The organism is Microbacterium sp. NPDC056044 (assembly GCF_042267145.1).
Classification (GTDB): domain Bacteria; phylum Actinomycetota; class Actinomycetes; order Actinomycetales; family Microbacteriaceae; genus Microbacterium.
This window is the reverse complement of record NZ_JBHJWZ010000001.1, coordinates 506,963-523,552: the sequence shown is the minus strand read 5'-3', so window position 1 is coordinate 523,552 and position 16,590 is coordinate 506,963. Positions and strand designations below refer to the sequence as shown.

The following is a 16,590-nucleotide window of genomic DNA, read 5'->3' as shown; positions in this document are numbered from 1 at the left end:
AGACGGATGCCTCGTCCCCGGGTTGTGGAGAACCCGGCCGCCGCGTACGCGACGACCGGGTTCGTGAACTCAGGCGGGACGGATCAGCCGCCGAGCGCCTTCAGCCACGTGCGACGGGCCTCGAGGGCGTCGGTCGCGTTCGCGATGGCCTTCTTGTCGCCCGACTTCTTGGCGACCTCGAGCTCGTCCTCGAGCTTCTGGATCGCGTCGTTGAGCTGGCGCGTCATGTCGTTCGCGCGCGCCTTCTGCTCGGGGTCGTTCCGCTTCCAGTCGGCGTCCTCGCGCGAGCGCAGCGCGTTCTCGACGCGACGCAGCTCGTCGTCGAGCGAGCGCTCCGTGTCGCGCGGGAAGATGCGGCCGATCTCGTCCCAGCGGCGCTGGATGCTGGTGAGGATCGAGCGAGCCTTCGTGATGTCGCGCTCGTCGCCGACGACCTTGGCCTCGTCGAGAAGCGCACGCTTGAGATCGATCTTCTCGCGCGAGGCTTCGGCATCCGCCGCTTCGCGCTCGATCCGCGCACCGTAGAGGGCGTCGCCGGCGGCCTTGAAGCGCGCCCAGAGCGCGTCGTCGACCTTCTTGCCCGCGCGCCCGGCCGTCTTCCACTGGTCGAGCAGCTCGCGGTACGCGGGGATGCCGTCCTCGCCCTTGGGCGCGAGGGCCTCGGCCTTCTCGACGAGGCGCGTCTTGCGGTCGCGGACGCCCTTGTGCGCTTCGTCGAGCTCGGCGTAGAACGCGCGGCGGTGCTTGTCGACGGTGGCGCGTGCATCGCGGAACCGCTTCCAGAGCTGCTGGGCCGTCGACTTCGGCAGGCGCGGGCCGTTCTGCTGCTGTGACTGCCACTGGTCGAAGAGCGAGTTGAGATCGGCCGTGGCCTGCTTCCACTGCACGGTGCGCGGATCACGCGCGGCGAGGGCCTCGGCCTTCTCGACGAGCTCGGTGCGCGCCTTGACCGCGTCGTCGACCGCTTCGCGGGCGGCCACGGCCTCGGTCGCGGACTCGGCGGCGAGCGTCTCGGTGAGCGCGGCGACGCGGGCCACGAGGCTCGCGAGGTCGCCCACGGCGGCGGCGCCGTCGAGCTTCCCGTTGATGGTGCGAGCGGTCGAGCGCAGATCGGATGCCGACGCGCCGCCCCGGCGGTGGCGCACCTCGAGGAGCGTCACCTCGCTCGCGAGATCGGTGTACTTGCGCTCGAAGTACGCGAGGGCCTCTTCGGCGGAGCCGTCGGGGTACTGCCCGACCACGCGCCAGCCGTCGGCCTCGCGGACCGAGACGGTGCCGTCCTCGTCGACGCGGCCCCACGGCTCGTCGGCGGACGGCGCGGTCTCGACGACGACATCCACGACCTCGACCGCGACGACGTCACCGTCTTCCACGACTTCGGCGACGCCGACCACCTCGACGGCGACGACCTCGGAGTCCTCGACGACCTCGACGACCTCGACCACGTCGATCTCGACGACCTCGACCTCGACGTCCGCGGGAGCGGACTCCTCGGCCGGGGCGTCGGGCGACGGCCGCTCGGACCCGGTGGCATCGTCGGCATCTGCCGGAGCGTCGTCGTCGGGCGCGGATGCCTCAGGGGACGCGGCGTCGGCGTCGGTCGCGACATCCGCCGCGGTGGCGGCGTCGGCGACGGCCTGGGTGTCGTTGTCGTCGGCCCCGGTGGTCTCGGGGGCGTCGGTCTCGGGCTGGAAGTCTGCTGCGGCAGTCACGTGTTGCACCTCATCGCGGCTCGCGCCGTCTGTAGGGAGTAGGACGGCTCACAGCCTAGTACGGCGGATGCCCCGCCCGAGGTGCAGTTCTCCCGTGAGACGCCGGATGTCAGGGGGTCGGCGCGGGCGTCGCGGACGGTTCCGGCACGGTCGTCTCGGACGGGGCCGGCTCGGGCGTCGTCGCGGTCGGAGCCGGAGTCGACGACGGGGAGGGCTCGGGGGCACCGGGGCCGGCGACGAAGTAGAGCGTCTGCGCGCCGATCAGGCCGAGAACGAGCAGGCCGCCGACGATGCCGGCGATCAGATTGTCGCGCGTGCGACGGTGAGCCTGGCCGTCGTGGAACTGACGTCGCGCCTCGTACAGCCGTGAGCGCTCCCTCGCCGCCCGCGCGTCGCGGTCCTTGCCACCGGTCGCCACGTGACCTCCTCGTTCCGTTCGTGTCGGGCGCGTGCGCCCCGTGCCAGGCAGCGCCCGGGCGGCTTGATCCTACGGGCCTGCACCGCGGCGGCCAAACCACGAGGACCCGTGTCGCGGGTGCGGGTTAGCCTGGTGTGGTGACGGGTCCGACTGCGCTCTTCCAGGGGCTGACGCCTCTCGCCGTGCGCATGCGGCCGACCTCTCTCGACGAGGTCGCCGGCCAGTCGCACCTGCTGCGGGCGGGGTCGCCGCTGGTGACACTCGCGAATCCGGATGCCGCGGCCCGCGCCGCGACATCGGTCATCCTGTGGGGGCCTCCGGGCACCGGCAAGACCACGCTCGCCCAGGCGATCGCCCGCTCGTCCGGCCGGCGGTTCGTGGAGCTCTCGGCCGTCACCGCCGGTGTGCGCGACGTGCGCGAGGTCATGCAAGAGGCGCTGACCCAGCGCGACCTGTACGGCCAGTCGACGATCCTCTTCCTCGACGAGATCCATCGCTTCACGAAGGCCCAGCAGGACGCCCTGCTGCCCGGCGTCGAGAACGGCTGGGTCGTGCTCATCGCGGCGACGACCGAGAACCCCTCATTCTCGGTGATCTCGCCGCTCCTGTCGCGGTCGCTGCTGCTGACCCTCAAGCCGCTGACCGACGAAGACCTCGGCATGCTCCTCGACCGTGCGGTGACGGATGCCCGGGGCCTCGCGGGCGCGGTCGCGCTCGGCGACGAGGCCCGCGCGGCGCTCGTGCGTCTCGCTTCGGGCGACGCGCGCCGGGCGCTCACGGCACTCGAGGCCGCAGCATCCCTCGCCCTTCCCGACGATGACGACGAACTCGGCGACGACGCGGCGATCCCCGCGATCTCGGCCGACAACGTCGCGCAGGCTGTCGATCGCGCGCTGCTGCGCTACGACCGCCAGGGCGACGAGCACTACGACGTCATCAGCGCGTTCATCAAGTCGATCCGCGGATCGGACGTGGATGCGGCCATCCACTACCTCGCGCGCATGATCGAGGCTGGGGAGGACCCGCGCTTCATCGCGCGGCGTCTCATCATCTCGGCTGCGGAGGACATCGGACTCGCCGACCCGCAGGCGCTGCCGATCGCGGTGGCCGCCGCAGACGCGGTGCAGTTCATCGGCATGCCGGAGGGCCGGATCCCGCTCGCGGAGGCGACCGTCTATCTCGCGACGACGGCGAAGTCGAACGCCGCCTATCTGGCGATCGACGCGGCAATCGCCGACGTGCGCTCGGGCGGCTTCGGCCGCGTGCCGATCCACCTGCGCGACGCGCACTACCCGGGCGCGAAGCGCCTGGGCCACGGCAAGGGGTACGTGTACCCGCACGACGCCGAGATCGGCATCGCCGCGCAGCAGTACCTTCCCGACGAACTGCGCGGCCGGCGCTACTACCAGCCCAAGGCGCTCGGCGCCGAGCGCGACGTGCAGGCCCGCCTCGAGAAGATCCGTCGCATCCTCGACGGCGGCTGACGCCCCGCGCGTTGACGTGCGATATCCCTCAGAGGTAGATTGACATCCCTCAGAGGGATATCTCCCACGTCGCATCAGGAGGCGCCGCATGCGGTTCGTGATCCTCGGTCTGCTGCTCGGCGGCCCCTTGTCGCTCTACGACGTCCAGAAGCGGTTCGCCGCCGGGATCTCGCTGTTCTACAGCGCGAGCTCCGGCAGCATCCAGCGCGCCCTGCAGCACCTCGCGGAGAACGGCTCCGTCGTCGTCGCCGAGGCGGACGGCAGCCGCCGCGGCCGGAAGGTCCACGCGATCACCGACCAGGGGCGCGAACGGTGGCGCGCGTGGATGCGGGCGCCGATCGCCGGCAGCACAGATGCGGAGACCACCGCCCTCGCGAAGGTCTACCTGCTCGGCCGGCTCGACGCGCCGGGGGACCGGTCGGAGGCGATCCGCAGCATCCGTGATCACATCGACGGCTCCCGCGCGGCGCTCGAGGCGCTGGCGACCGACGTCGACGCTCGGGCGGCGGACCTCGACGACGCCTCGCGGCAGATCTTCGCGTTCCAGCGGGCGACCCTCGACTACGGGCTGCGCTCGCACGCGCTCATGCGCGAGTGGATCGACGAGGTGGGGGAGCAGGCATGAGCGCCCTCGTGGCCTTCGCCGTCGTCGTCGCGTGCGCCGTGCTCGGCGCCCTCGCGGTGCTCCAGATCTGCGTGGCCGCAGGTGCACCGTGGGGGAGGCTCGTGTGGGGTGGGGCGCATCGCGTGCTGCCGCGCCGGCTGCGCATCGCCAGCGCGGCGTCCGTCGTGCTCTACGCGGGATTCGCCGCCGTGCTGCTCAGCCGCGCCGGGACCCTGCCAGGCGGCGACAGCCAGGTGATCCGCATCCTGACGTGGGTGCTCTTCGCCTACTTCACCCTCGGGATCGTCATGAACGCCATCTCCCGCAGTCGCGCCGAGCGGCTCACGATGACGCCCGTGTGCGCCGTCCTCGCCGCAGCGACGCTGGTCGTCGCCCTCTCCTGAGGGTCCCTCGGCCCGTCTGATAAGCTTGAGCGGCTCGAAACGCAGTTTTCGGGCATCCCCTTTCTTCTTGAACCACCTCCCGGCATGCCCCGGCGTGCAGTCCGGACAGGGCGAAGACAGGGCGATACGCCCGCGAGCCGTGAAAGACACGGCCGCGTCATCGAAAGGAACACTTCGTGGCAACGAAGTCCCAGGACCGCCGCAAGGTCCGTCTCTCCCGCGCCCTCGGCGTCGCGCTGACCCCCAAGGCAGCCAAGTACCTCGAGAAGCGCCCCTACGCGCCGGGTGAGCACGGCCGCACCAAGCGCAAGCAGGACAGCGACTACGCCGTCCGCCTCCGCGAGAAGCAGCGTCTGCGCGAGCAGTACGGCATCCGCGAGAAGCAGCTGCGCATCCAGTTCAACGAGGCCCGCCGCACCCAGGGCCTGACGGGTGAGAACCTCGTCGAGCAGCTCGAGATGCGTCTGGACGCCCTCGTCCTGCGCGCCGGCTTCGCCCGCACCACCGCGCAGGCGCGCCAGCTCGTCGTGCACCGCCACATCCTCGTGGACGGCCAGCTCGTCGACCGCCCGTCGTTCCGCGTGAAGCCGGGTCAGCTCATCCACGTCAAGGCCAAGAGCGAGGGCATCGAGCCCTTCCAGGTCGCAGCGCTCGGCGGTCACGCCGAGGTCCTGCCGCCCGTTCCGGGCTACCTCGAGGTCGAGCTCGACAAGCTCCAGGCCCGTCTCGTGCGTCGCCCCAAGCGCGCCGAGGTTCCCGTGGTCTGCGACGTCCAGCTCGTCGTCGAGTACTACGCAGCTCGATAATCTGCGAACACGCGAAGGGCGTCGGGGAGACCCGACGCCCTTCGTCGTTTCCGCATACGATGGGGGGATGCCGCGCCCCGGCGGCCCGCGAGGAAGTGGTGACATGAAGAACCTCCTGTGGTTCCTGTTCGGCATCGCCGGCGGATTCGTTCTCGCGCACCTGGTCAACAAGGACCCCCGCGGCCACGAGATCCTCGCCGACGTCGACGCCCGCATCACGGAGTTCACCGATCGCATGGGCGACGCCTACCGCGAACAGGAGGCGCGCTTCGCGGGCCTCGTCGACGACGTGAGGGATGCTGCCGCCGACGCGGCGTCCAACGCCCGGGCCGCAGCATCCGAAGTCGTCGAGAACGTCGCCGACGCCGCCCAGGACGCGGCCCGCAAGATCGCCGACTGAGACGCTCCGGCGGCGTCACGCCGCCGACCCGCTCGAACCCCGCCACACTCCCCGAACACGCACGCATTCGCACGCACACGCAAGGACCCGCATGAAGACCGCCGAGATCGCCCAGCGCTTCCTCGATTACTTCGAGAAGAACGGCCACACCATCGTCCCCTCGGCATCGCTGGTGACCGACGACCCGGCGCTGCTGTTCACGGTGGCCGGCATGGTGCCCTTCATCCCGTACCTGTCCGGCGACGTGCCCGCGCCGTACCCGCGCGCGGCCGACAACCAGAAGTGCATCCGCACCAACGACATCGAAGAGGTCGGCAAGACGCCTCGCCACGGCACGTTCTTCCAGATGCTCGGCAACTGGTCGTTCGGCGACTACTTCAAGGAAGGCGCGATCCGCTACGCGTGGGATCTGCTGACCTCGCCCGAGTCGGAGGGCGGCCTCGGCTTCGACCAGAAGGACCTGTGGGTCACCGTCTACGAAGAGGACGACGAGGCGCACGACCTCTGGCTGAAGCTCACCGATCTGCCTGAGGAGCGCATCCAGCGCCTCGGCAAGGACACCAACTACTGGAGCACCGGGCTTCCGGGCCCCGCCGGCCCCTGCTCGGAGATCTTCTTCGACCGCGGCCCGGAGTACGGCATCGACGGGGGCCCTGCGACCGACGACGACCGCTACGTCGAGATCTGGAACCTCGTGTTCATGCAGTACGAGATCACGAACGTGCGCTCGAAGTACGACTTCGACATCGTCGGCGAGCTGCCCAACAAGAACATCGACACCGGCATGGGCCTCGAGCGCATCGCGTTCATCAAGCAGGGCGTCGACAACATGTACGAGACCGACCAGGTGCGTCCGGTGCTCGACAAGGCTGTCGAGCTCTCGGGCCGCACGTACGGCGCGAACCACGACGACGACGTGCGCTTCCGCGTGGTCGCCGACCACGTCCGTTCGTCGCTCATGCTCATGTCGGACGGCGTCACGCCGTCCAACGACGGCCGCGGCTACATCCTGCGCCGTCTCATGCGCCGTGTGATCCGCTCGATGCGCCTGCTCGGGGTGGACGGCCCGACCTTCGCGGTGCTCTTCGAGGCGTCGCGCGACGCCATGAAGGACGCGTACCCGGTCGTCGAGACCGACTGGGCCCGCATCTCGCAGTACGCCCTCGCAGAAGAGGCGACGTTCCTGCGCACCCTGGCGGCGGGGGAGTCCATCCTCGACGAGTCGCTGGTCGAGACCAAGAAGTCCGGCGGCACGACGCTGACGGGCGCCGAGGCGTTCCTGCTGCACGACACCTACGGCTTCCCGATCGACCTCACGCTCGAGATCGCCGAAGAGGCGGGCCTCACGGTCGACCGCGCCGCGTTCGACGGCCTCATGCAGGAGCAGCGCGCACGCGCCAAGGCCGACGCCCGGGCGCGCAAGCGCCAGCTCGCCGACACCAGCGTTTACCGCGACCTGCGGGCGCAGGGCGAGACGGTCTTCACCGGCTACACCGACCTCGAGGCCCAGTCGCAGGTGCTCGGCATCCTCGTCGACGGCGTGTCGGTCGACCGCGCGAGCGTCGGCCAGATCGCCGAGGTGATCCTCGCCGAGACCGCGCTGTACGCGGAGTCGGGCGGCCAGGTCGCCGACAAGGGCGTCATCGTCGGCCCGGGCTACGAGCTCGAGGTGCTCGACGTGCAGAAGCCGGTTCCGGGGCTCATCAGCCACACGGTCGAGGTGACCACCGGCGAGGTGGGCGTCGGCCAGGCCGCCACGACGGTGGTGGATGCTGCGAACCGCCGCGCCGCCCGTCAGGCGCACTCCGCGACGCACCTGGTGCACGCCGCCCTTCGCGACACCCTCGGCAAGACGGCGACGCAGGCCGGTTCGCTGAACCGCGCCGGCTACATGCGCTTCGACTTCTCGTGGGGCCAGTCGCTGTCGGACGAGACCAAGACCGAGATCGAGGAGATCGCCAACAACGCGGTGCGCGACAACCTCGAGGTGACCACGCGCGTGCTGCCGCTCGACGAGGCGCGCTCGCTCGGCGCGATGGCGCTGTTCGGCGAGAAGTACGGCGACACCGTGCGCATGGTCGACATCGGCGGCCCGTGGTCGCGCGAGCTCTGCGCCGGCACCCACGTGTCGACGAGCGCCGAGATCGGGCTCATCAACCTCGTCGGCGAGTCGTCGGTCGGCGCCTCCAACCGCCGCGTCGAGGCGCTCGTCGGTCTCGACGCCTTCCGCTCGCTCGCGGCCGAGCGCGCCCTGGTGTCGCAGCTCACGACGTCGCTCAAGGCGCCGCGCGAGCAGCTGCCCGCGCGCATTGCGGAGCTGCAGGCGAGCCTCAAGGCCGCGGAGAAGAAGATCGCGGCCTTCGAAGCCAAGGCGCTCGGCGACCGGCTGCCTGCCCTCGCCGCCACGGCGACGCGGGTCGGCGACACCGTCGTGGTCGCCGAGTCGCTCGGCAGCGCGGCATCCGCCGACGACGTGCGCTCGCTGGCGCTGCAGGTGCGCGAGCGCCTCGGCTCCGAGGCCGCGGTGGTCGCGCTCGGCGCCGTGGTGAACGGCCGTCCGGTCGTGATCGTCGCCACCAACGACGCCGCACGGGCAGCCGGCGCGAAGGCGGGCGTGCTCGCCAAGGGCGCCGCCGGCGTGCTCGGCGGCGGCGGCGGCGGCCGCGACGACGTCGCGCAGGGCGGCGGGACGGATGCTGCGGCCCTGCCCGCGGCCCTCGGCTCGGTGAAGGACGCGCTCGGCGCGTGAGCGAAGCGGCTGTGAGCGCCTGGCGGCGGGGGACCCGGCTCGGCATCGACGTGGGCAAGGCCCGGGTCGGCGTCGCGAAGTGCGACCCCGACGGCCTGCTCGCCACTCCGGTCGAGACGGTGCCCCGTGACGACGCCTCGGTGACGCGCATCGTGGCGCTCGCGGACGAGTACTCGGCGACGGAGCTCTACGTGGGCCTGCCGCTGAACATGCGGGGCGAGGACACCGCGTCGACACAGGACGCCCGGGACTTCGCCACGGCTCTGGCCGCAGCATCCGGGCTCCCCGTGCGCCTCGTCGACGAGCGGCTGTCCACGGTGTCGGCACACGCGGCTTTGCGGAGTTCCGGCAGATCCCAGCGTTCGTCGCGTAACATCGTGGACCAGGTCGCCGCGGTGGTCCTGCTCCAGCAAGCGCTCGACGTCGAGAAGAGCACCGGACGACCACCCGGAACCCCCGTCCCCCAGGAGCCCGCCTGATGCCCGACTCATCGCCCGACGGCGAAGCCGCCCCCCAGTCGCGCCGCGCCGCCCGCGAGGCCGCCGCGCGACAGGCGGCGACAGGGGAGACGCCCACCACGCCGGCAGCGGCGCCCGCCGCCCCGGCAGCATCTCCCGACGCGCCGTCCGCGACCTGGGAATCGCTCATCACCGGCGCCACGCCTGTCGTCGGGAGCGCTCCCGCTGCGTCCGCCGCACCCGCGGCTGCCGCGGCGCCCACGGAGCCCGAGCCCGGCAGCGGCTTCCAGCCCGTGCCGCTGCGCACCCCCCGCCCGACGACCGAACCGATCGACATCGAACCCTCGGCCGACGACGACCCGTGGATCTTCGCCTCCGCAGGCGCCGGCCCCGCCATGCCGTACAGCCGTGGAGCAGCCGCGCCGGCGACCGCCGCCGCCGCATCCTCCGCCGGCCGCGCCACCGCGACCGCCCGCGCGGCGGGACCCTCCCGCGGCGACGCCGACGGGCGGACCGCGCCCTCGGGTTCGCTCGAAGACCTGTTCACCGGATCGGCGTCGACGAACGACATCGGGCACGCCCCGCCGCCTGCCAAGAAGCGCCGGCGGATCGGCGGCTGGATCGCGCTCGGCGTCGTGCTGCTGATCCTCGGCGGCATCGCCGCCGGCGGCCTGTACGTGTGGAACACCTACGAGGACAAGATCCGCGAGGTCATGGGCTGGGAAGAGCCCAAGGAGTACGAAGCCGGCCTCGCGAACGGTGAGGCGTTCGTCACGATCGCCCAGGGCGACACCGGCTCGCCGATCTCGCAGTCGCTGTACGACGCGCAGGTGACGAAGACACCCGACGCGTTCTACGACTACCTCATCAAGAGCGGGCAGAACCCGCCCTTCCAGCCGGGCGTCTACAAGCTGCAGAGGCAGATGACCAGCGAGGCGGCACTCGCCATGCTGCTCGATCCTGCCAACAAGCAGGAGTTCACCGCGCAGATCCCCGAGGGATTCACCGTCGACGGCACGCTCGAGCGGCTCGCCGAGGGCACCGGCATCCCGCTCGACCAGCTGCAGGCCGCAGCCGCCGACCCGTCGGTCTACGGCGTGACGCCCGATCCGGCCATCGTCGCGGCGGGCGGACAGCCGCTCGAAGGCTGGCTTTTCCCGGCGACCTACACGTTCGACCCGAGCGTCACGGCGCAATCGGCGATCCAGACGCTCGTCGACCGCACGAAGCAGTCGCTCGACGTCGCCGGGGTCCCGGAGGACAAGCGCCAGGAGATCCTGACGACGGCGTCGATCATCCAGCGCGAGGCGCGGGCCGGCACCGACATGCAGAAGGTGGCGCGCGTCATCCTGAACCGGCTGGACCCCTCCAACCAGGAGACGTTCGGCAAGCTGCAGATGGACTCGACCGCGCAGTACGGCTACGGCGAGATGCACGACGGGACGGTGAGCTCGTCCGAGGAGGCGCTCAACGACCCCAACCCGTGGAACACCTACGTGCACACGGGCCTCCCGGTCGGGCCGATCGCCAACCCGGGCGACGTCGCCATCGACGCGGCGATGCATCCGGCCGACGGCCCGTGGCTGTACTTCGTGACGGTCGACCTCAACACCGGCCAGACGGAGTTCAGCTCGACGTATGCCGAGCACCTGAAGTATGTGGACCAGTGGCGACAGTGGTGCCGCGACAATCCGGATTCGGGGTGCTGACTCCGCGCGCGTCGCGTCTGGAGGTCTGGGGCGACCCGATCGCGCACAGCCGCTCGCCGCAGCTGCACGCCGCGGCGTACGACGTGCTCGGGCTCGACTGGGCGTACGGACGCCGCCAGGTGGACGAGGCGTCCTTCGCCGGAGAGCTCGCCGGCCTCGACGGCGCGTGGCGCGGCCTCTCGCTCACGATGCCGCTCAAGGGCGTCGCGTTCGCGGCGGCGGCCGCTCTCGACCGCCGCGCCGAGCTGACCGGTGCGGTGAACACGCTGCTGCTCGATCCCGCGGGGCCGCGCGGCTTCAACACCGACGTCGGCGGGATCGTCCGCACGCTCGCCGACGACGGCGTCACCGCGGTGCCGCGGGCCCGCATCGTCGGCGCCGGCGCCACCGCGACCTCGGCGCTCGTCGCGCTGTCCGAACTTGGCGCACGCGACGTCGATGTGGTCGCCCGGCGCCCCGAGGCGGTCGAACCCCTCGCGGCACTTGGCAGCACGCTCGGCATGACGGTCACGGCGACGGCGTTCGCAGCATCCGTCCACGATGACGTGCCGCTCACGATCGCGACGCTGCCGGGCGATGCGCCGGTCGCGGATGCGGCGGCCGACGCCCTCGCCCGCTCCGGCGGGCTGCTGCTCGACGTCGTGTACGGCCACTGGCCGACCGCGCTGTCGGCCGCGTGGGAGCGAGCGGGCGACCCCGCACGCTCGGGACTCGGGATGCTGCTGCACCAGGCGCTGCTGCAGATCCGCATCTTCCGGCACGGTGTGCCCGACGCGCCGCTCGAGGGCGAGGCCGAGGCGCTCGACGCGATGCGCCGCGTGCTCGAGGAGCCCGCCGCGGCGTAACGGCCTCCCGGGGCGTGGGAGACTGGACCAATGCTCCGCGTGCTCACGGCCGGCGAATCCCACGGCCCCGAACTCGTCGCCGTCATGGAGGGACTGCCTGCGGGCGTCCCCATCTCCCGCGCCGCGATCCAGGCGGATCTCGCGCGCCGCAAGCTCGGCTACGGCCGCGGTTCGCGCATGAAGTTCGAAGAGGACGAGCTGTCGATCTCGTCCGGCGTCGTGCACGGCACGACCCTGGGCAGCCCCATCGCGCTGCGCATCGGCAACACCGAGTGGCCGAAGTGGGTCGAGGTGATGAGCGCCGACCCCGTCGAGCTCACCGACAAGTCCCGCGGCCGTGGCGCCGCGCTCACGCGGCCCCGCCCGGGCCACGCCGACCTGGTCGGCATGCAGAAGTACGGCTTCGACGAGGCGCGGCCGATCCTCGAGCGGGCGAGCGCCCGTGAGACCGCCGCCCGTGTCGCCCTCGGCGCCCTCGCCCGTGCGTTCCTCGGCGAGCTCGGCATCCGCCTCGTCAGCCACACCCTCTCGATCGGGCCGGTGCAGGTCCCCGAGGGCTCCGCGCTTCCCACGCCCGACGACGTCGACGCGCTCGACGCCGATCCGCTGCGCTGCTTCGACCCCGCGACGAGCGAGGCGATGGTCGCCGAGGTCGACGACGCCCGCAAGGACGGCGACACGCTGGGCGGCATCGTCGAGGTGCTCGCGTACGGCCTGCCCCCGGGGCTCGGCTCGCACGTGCACTGGGACCGCCGCCTCGACGCGAAGCTCGCGCAGGCGCTCATGAGCATCCAGGCCATCAAGGGCGTCGAGGTCGGCGACGGCTTCGAGACCACCCGCCGCCGCGGCTCCGCCGCGCACGACGAGCTCTTCGTCGCAGACGACGGCATCACGCGCTCGAGCGACAAGGCGGGCGGCACCGAAGGCGGCATGTCGACGGGCACCGTGCTGCGCGTGCGCGCGGGCATGAAGCCGATCGCGACCGTCCCGAAGGCCCTGCGCACCGTGGACGTCGCCACCGGCGACACCGCCTCGGCCCACCACCAGCGCTCGGACGTGTGCGCGGTGCCCGCCGCCGGCGTCGTCGCCGAGGCCATGGTCGCGGTCGTGCTCGCCGACGTCGTGCTCGAGAAGTTCGGCGGCGACAGCGTCGCCGAGACGCGCCGCAACCTCGAGGGCTACCTCGCGGCGATCCCCGACGCGCTGCGCAGTGCGGCGGCCAGCGACGCCGGTCTCGCCGACCATGACCTCGCCCTCTGACGCCGTCGTGCTGATCGGCCCGATGGGGGCCGGCAAGACCAGCATCGGCAAGAAGGCGGCGCGCGCGCTCGGCGTCACGTTCTTCGACACCGACGCGGCGGTCGTCCGCGAACACGGGCCGATCGAGCAGCTGTTCGCCGAGCGGGGCGAGGCGCACTTCCGCGCGCTCGAGCGCGCCGCCGTCGCGGAGGGCCTCGCCACGGGCGGCATCGTGTCGCTCGGCGGCGGCGCGGTGCTGCACCCCGAGACCCGGGCCGACCTGGCCGCGAGCCGCGTCGTGCTGCTCACCGTCTCACCCCGGGTCGTCGCCGGCCGCGTGCGCGACTCGAACCGCCCGCTGCTGCAGGGTGACGACGACGCGATCGCACGATGGACGGCGATCTTCGAGGAGCGCCGGCCTGTCTACGAAGAGCTCGCCGACGTGACGTTCGACACGTCGACCGGCCCGCTGCAGGACGTCGTCGACGCCCTGGTCGCGTGGGTGCGCGGCGAGAACGAGAAGGAGCAGACGAAGTGACGGATGCCACGACCATCACCGTGAGCGGAGACGCGAGCTACGACATCACCGTGGGACACGGCATCCTGTCGTCCCTCGGCGCGGCGCTCCCGCCGAACGCGCGCAAGGTGCTCGTCATCCATCCGCCGACCCTCGCCGCCGAGGCCGAGCGCCTGCGCACCCAGCTGATGGGCGAGCGCGAGGTGCTGCTGGCCGAGATCCCCGACGCCGAGGCCGGCAAGCGCATCGAGGTGGCGGCGTTCTGCTGGCAGGTCATGGGGAAGGCCGACTTCACCCGCACCGACGTGGTCGTCGGCTTCGGCGGGGGAGCGGTGACCGATCTCGCCGGCTTCGTCGCGGCGACGTGGCTGCGCGGCGTCGAGGTCGTGCAGGTGCCGACCACCGTGCTCGGCATGGTCGACGCCGCCGTCGGCGGCAAGACCGGCGTCAACACCGCCGAGGGCAAGAACCTCGTGGGGGCGTTCTGGGCACCGCGCGCCGTGATCTGCGACCTCGACCTGCTCGACACGCTGTCGCGCAACGAGCGCGTCGCGGGGTACGCCGAGGTCGTCAAGGCCGGCTTCATCTGGGCGCCCGAGATCCTCGAGCTGATCGAGGCCGACCCCGAGAACGCCGTCGATCCGCGGAGCGCCGCGTTCCGCCGCACCATCGAGCTCGCGATCGGCATGAAGGCGCAGGTCGTCGGCGAGGACCTCCGTGAGGCGGGTCTGCGCGAGATCCTCAACTACGGCCACACCCTCGGCCACGCCATCGAGCACGCCGAGCGCTACCGCTGGCGGCACGGAGCGGCGATCTCGGTGGGCATGGTGTTCGCCGCCGAGCTGTCGCGCCTCGCGGGCCGGCTTCCGGATGCCGCAGCCCAGCGCCACCGCGACATCCTCGAGTCGCTGGGTCTGCCGACGACTTACCGCCCGGGCGCGTGGCCGCAGCTGCTGTCGACGATCCAGCGCGACAAGAAGAGCCGCGGCGGCATGCTGCGTTTCATCGTGCTCGACGACATCGCGAAGCCGACAGTGCTGCAGGCGCCCGACGAGTCCCTCCTGTTCGCCGCGTATCAGGAGGTCGCGGGGTGAGCACCCTCGCGGTGCGTCGCATCCGCGCCGACGAGTGGGAGGCCGTGCGCGAGCTGCGGCGCGAGTCGACCAGCGATCCCGATGCGAACATCGCCTTCCTCGAGACGCCGGAACAGGTCGCCGCGCGTCCCGACCAGTTCTGGCGCGACCGCGCCGAGCTCGCCGCCGGGAGCGAGACCGCCGCGCAGTTCGTGGCCGTGGTCGACGATGTCTGGGTCGGGAGCCTATCGGTGCTGATCCGCGCCACCGGGCAGACCGATCACCTCGGACGCTTCGTCGACGACCGTCGGGCGGACGTCGTCGGGGTGTACGTGAATCCCGCCCACCGGGGCACCGGAGCCGTGGACCTGCTGCTCGCCGCGGCCGCCGCGTGGGCGTCGCACCAGGGCCTGCACCGGCTGAGCCTCGACGTGCACCGCGACAATCCGCGCGCGCAGGGCGCCTACCGCCGTGCCGGCTTCGTGCCCACCGGCGAGACGTTCTCGAGCGCGATCGGCCCCGAGATCGTGATGGCGCGGCCGCTGCCCTGACCGTGAGCCGTCCGTCCGCGGCGCGCTGATATCGTGCGACCATGAGCACCCCCCGCCGCCTCCTCCTCGTCAACGGGCCCAACCTCAACCTGCTCGGGACCCGCGAACCCGAGATCTACGGCACCGCGACGCTCGCCGATGTCGTACGGCTGGCGACGGATGCTGCGGCCCGCCGCGGCTTCGAGGTGCGGGCCGTGCAGTCCAATCACGAGGGCGTGCTCATCGACGCGATCCACGATGCCCGCGAGGACTGCGCCGGGATCGTCATCAACCCGGGCGGCCTCACCCACACGTCCGTCGTGCTGCGCGACGCGCTGTCGGGCGTGGCGCTGCCCGTCGCCGAGGTGCACATCTCCGACGTGAGGGCGCGGGAGGAGTTCCGCCACCACTCGTACGTCGCCGATGTCGCGGTCGTCCATGTGATCGGGGAGGGCATCGCCGGGTATGAGACGGCCGTCGCGCGCCTCATCGACATCGTCACCGGGCAGGCCGACGGCTGACGAATCGGCCGGGACCGGGCATCCCGTAGAATCGAACGTCGGCATCGCCGACCCCTGAGCTCGTTCACGGGGCAGCGATCGCCTCCACGCACTTCAACGAAACGGATTCGTACCCTCATGGCTTCCACCGCAGACATCAAGAACGGCGTCGTCCTCTCGATCGACGGACAGCTCTGGAACGTCATCGAGTTCCAGCACGTCAAGCCGGGCAAGGGCGGCGCATTCGTCCGCACCAAGCTGAAGAACGTCGTGTCGGGCAAGGTCGTCGACCGCACCTACAACGCCGGCGCGAAGATCGACATCGAGAACGTCGACCGCCGCGACTTCACCTATCTCTACAACGACGGCGACAACTTCGTCTTCATGGACGTCGCCGACTACGACCAGCTCAACGTCGGTGCCGCCACCGTCGGTGACGCCGCCCACTTCCTGCTCGAGAACCAGCAGGTCCAGATCGCGCTCAACAACGGCAACCCGCTGTACGTCGAGCTTCCGGCGTCGGTCATCCTCGAGATCACGTACACCGAGCCGGGCCTGCAGGGCGACCGCTCGTCGGCCGGCACCAAGCCCGCCACCGTCGAGACCGGCTACGAGATCCAGGTCCCGCTGTTCGTCGAGACCGGCACCAAGGTCAAGGTCGACACCCGCACGGGCGAGTACCTCGGCCGCGAGAAGTAAGGCGTGAGCGCCCGTACGAAGGCGCGCAAGCGCGCGCTCGACATCCTCTTCCAGGCCGATGTGCGCGGCGACACGGCGGCGACCGTGCTCGCCGCCGAGGCCACGCGCGCGGCGAACGAGCCCGCGCGCCAGGCCTCGTGGCTCTACGCCCGCGAGATCGTCGACGGCGTGATCGACAACCAGGACGCCATCGACGAGCAGATCACGACGTTCGCGAAGGACTGGTCGCTGGCCCGCATGCCCGCGGTCGACCGCGCCGTGCTGCGCATCGGCGCGTGGGAGATCCTCTACAACGACGAGGTGCCCACGGCGGTCGCGATCGACGAGGCGGTGGAGCTCGTCAAGGAGTTCTCGTCCGACGAGTCGGGTCCCTTCGTCCACGGCGTCCTGGCCCGGATCGCGCGCGCGAGCTGACGACGAGCGGACGCCCGTCCGCGTATCGG

18 protein-coding genes are annotated in these 16,590 nt (G+C 71.6%); 16 read left to right on the top strand and 2 right to left on the bottom strand.

The window, feature by feature from the left end; genetic code table 11:
- Positions 1–83: 83 nt before the first annotated feature.
- Together ACFC1I_RS02490 and ACFC1I_RS02485 are read right to left on the bottom strand one after the other, a co-directional pair.
- A complete protein-coding gene (locus ACFC1I_RS02490) occupies positions 84–1,712 on the bottom strand; it encodes a DUF349 domain-containing protein (RefSeq protein ID WP_376006290.1) in 1,629 nt (542 codons plus the stop codon).
- 109 nt (positions 1,713–1,821) lie between these two features.
- Positions 1,822–2,130: a dioxygenase gene (locus tag ACFC1I_RS02485; protein WP_376006289.1), complete on the bottom strand. Its 309-nt coding sequence runs from the start codon at positions 2,128–2,130 to the stop codon at positions 1,822–1,824.
- Between the two features lie 188 nt (positions 2,131–2,318).
- Between ACFC1I_RS02485 and ACFC1I_RS02480 the strand changes: the two genes are divergently transcribed.
- The 16 genes from ACFC1I_RS02480 to nusB all read left to right on the top strand — a co-directional run bounded on the left by ACFC1I_RS02480 (position 2,319) and on the right by nusB (position 16,561).
- Positions 2,319–3,614 carry a replication-associated recombination protein A gene (locus ACFC1I_RS02480; RefSeq protein ID WP_376006761.1) on the top strand — a complete coding sequence of 432 codons (1,296 nt, stop codon included), beginning with the start codon at positions 2,319–2,321 and terminating at the stop codon, positions 3,612–3,614.
- A gap of 88 nt (positions 3,615–3,702) precedes the next feature.
- The gene (locus ACFC1I_RS02475; RefSeq protein ID WP_376006288.1) at positions 3,703–4,239 is read left to right on the top strand and encodes a helix-turn-helix transcriptional regulator; all 537 of its coding nucleotides are present in this window, start codon (positions 3,703–3,705) and stop codon (positions 4,237–4,239) included.
- Positions 4,236–4,622 (top strand): hypothetical protein, encoded by a 387-nt coding sequence (locus ACFC1I_RS02470; RefSeq protein ID WP_376006287.1) that lies wholly within the window; start codon positions 4,236–4,238, stop codon positions 4,620–4,622. Before ACFC1I_RS02475 ends, ACFC1I_RS02470 begins: the two co-directional genes overlap by 4 nt.
- Before the next feature lie 176 nt (positions 4,623–4,798).
- Positions 4,799–5,428, top strand: a complete 630-nt coding sequence (gene rpsD, locus ACFC1I_RS02465; RefSeq protein WP_018170803.1) for a 30S ribosomal protein S4 — start codon at positions 4,799–4,801, stop codon at positions 5,426–5,428.
- 103 nt (positions 5,429–5,531) lie between these two features.
- The gene (locus ACFC1I_RS02460; RefSeq protein ID WP_376006286.1) at positions 5,532–5,828 is read left to right on the top strand and encodes an ATPase; all 297 of its coding nucleotides are present in this window, start codon (positions 5,532–5,534) and stop codon (positions 5,826–5,828) included.
- 91 nt (positions 5,829–5,919) lie between these two features.
- Positions 5,920–8,577: an alanine--tRNA ligase gene (alaS, locus tag ACFC1I_RS02455; RefSeq protein ID WP_376006285.1), complete on the top strand. Its 2,658-nt coding sequence runs from the start codon at positions 5,920–5,922 to the stop codon at positions 8,575–8,577.
- Between the two features lie 11 nt (positions 8,578–8,588).
- Positions 8,589–9,056 carry a Holliday junction resolvase RuvX gene (gene ruvX, locus ACFC1I_RS02450; RefSeq protein ID WP_376006760.1) on the top strand — a complete coding sequence of 156 codons (468 nt, stop codon included), beginning with the start codon at positions 8,589–8,591 and terminating at the stop codon, positions 9,054–9,056.
- Positions 9,056–10,744, top strand: coding sequence for an endolytic transglycosylase MltG (gene mltG / locus ACFC1I_RS02445; RefSeq protein ID WP_376006284.1), 1,689 nt, complete (start codon positions 9,056–9,058; stop codon positions 10,742–10,744). Before ruvX ends, mltG begins: the two co-directional genes overlap by 1 nt.
- A complete protein-coding gene (locus tag ACFC1I_RS02440; protein WP_376006283.1) occupies positions 10,738–11,589 on the top strand; it encodes a shikimate dehydrogenase family protein in 852 nt (283 codons plus the stop codon). Before mltG ends, ACFC1I_RS02440 begins: the two co-directional genes overlap by 7 nt.
- A 30-nt stretch (positions 11,590–11,619) precedes the next feature.
- Positions 11,620–12,849, top strand: coding sequence for a chorismate synthase (aroC, locus tag ACFC1I_RS02435; RefSeq protein WP_376006282.1), 1,230 nt, complete (start codon positions 11,620–11,622; stop codon positions 12,847–12,849).
- The gene (locus tag ACFC1I_RS02430) at positions 12,833–13,366 is read left to right on the top strand and encodes a shikimate kinase (protein ID WP_376006281.1); all 534 of its coding nucleotides are present in this window, start codon (positions 12,833–12,835) and stop codon (positions 13,364–13,366) included. The genes aroC and ACFC1I_RS02430 overlap by 17 nt, the downstream gene beginning before the upstream one ends.
- Positions 13,363–14,439, top strand: a complete 1,077-nt coding sequence (aroB, locus tag ACFC1I_RS02425) for a 3-dehydroquinate synthase (RefSeq protein WP_376006280.1) — start codon at positions 13,363–13,365, stop codon at positions 14,437–14,439. Before ACFC1I_RS02430 ends, aroB begins: the two co-directional genes overlap by 4 nt.
- A complete protein-coding gene (locus tag ACFC1I_RS02420) occupies positions 14,436–14,969 on the top strand; it encodes a GNAT family N-acetyltransferase (protein WP_376006279.1) in 534 nt (177 codons plus the stop codon). Before aroB ends, ACFC1I_RS02420 begins: the two co-directional genes overlap by 4 nt.
- A gap of 41 nt (positions 14,970–15,010) precedes the next feature.
- Positions 15,011–15,469 carry a type II 3-dehydroquinate dehydratase gene (gene aroQ, locus ACFC1I_RS02415; RefSeq protein ID WP_376006278.1) on the top strand — a complete coding sequence of 153 codons (459 nt, stop codon included), beginning with the start codon at positions 15,011–15,013 and terminating at the stop codon, positions 15,467–15,469.
- Between the two features lie 117 nt (positions 15,470–15,586).
- Entirely contained in the window at positions 15,587–16,147 is a 561-nt protein-coding gene (efp, locus tag ACFC1I_RS02410) for an elongation factor P (RefSeq protein ID WP_376006277.1), read from the top strand.
- A 3-nt stretch (positions 16,148–16,150) separates the two neighbouring features.
- Entirely contained in the window at positions 16,151–16,561 is a 411-nt protein-coding gene (gene nusB / locus ACFC1I_RS02405) for a transcription antitermination factor NusB (RefSeq protein WP_376006276.1), read from the top strand.
- The last annotated feature ends 29 nt before the right edge of the window (positions 16,562–16,590 follow it).

Coding starts and splice junctions, on each gene's coding strand:
- ACFC1I_RS02480 (WP_376006761.1), top strand. CDS start 2,319: ATGCGGCCGACCTCTCTCGACGAGGTCGCCGGCCAGTCGCACCTGCTG.
- ACFC1I_RS02475 (WP_376006288.1), top strand. CDS start 3,703: ATGCGGTTCGTGATCCTCGGTCTGCTGCTCGGCGGCCCCTTGTCGCTC.
- ACFC1I_RS02470 (WP_376006287.1), top strand. CDS start 4,236: ATGAGCGCCCTCGTGGCCTTCGCCGTCGTCGTCGCGTGCGCCGTGCTC.
- ACFC1I_RS02460 (WP_376006286.1), top strand. CDS start 5,532: ATGAAGAACCTCCTGTGGTTCCTGTTCGGCATCGCCGGCGGATTCGTT.
- alaS (WP_376006285.1), top strand. CDS start 5,920: ATGAAGACCGCCGAGATCGCCCAGCGCTTCCTCGATTACTTCGAGAAG.
- mltG (WP_376006284.1), top strand. CDS start 9,056: ATGCCCGACTCATCGCCCGACGGCGAAGCCGCCCCCCAGTCGCGCCGC.
- aroC (WP_376006282.1), top strand. CDS start 11,620: ATGCTCCGCGTGCTCACGGCCGGCGAATCCCACGGCCCCGAACTCGTC.
- ACFC1I_RS02430 (WP_376006281.1), top strand. CDS start 12,833: ATGACCTCGCCCTCTGACGCCGTCGTGCTGATCGGCCCGATGGGGGCC.
- aroQ (WP_376006278.1), top strand. CDS start 15,011: ATGAGCACCCCCCGCCGCCTCCTCCTCGTCAACGGGCCCAACCTCAAC.
- efp (WP_376006277.1), top strand. CDS start 15,587: ATGGCTTCCACCGCAGACATCAAGAACGGCGTCGTCCTCTCGATCGAC.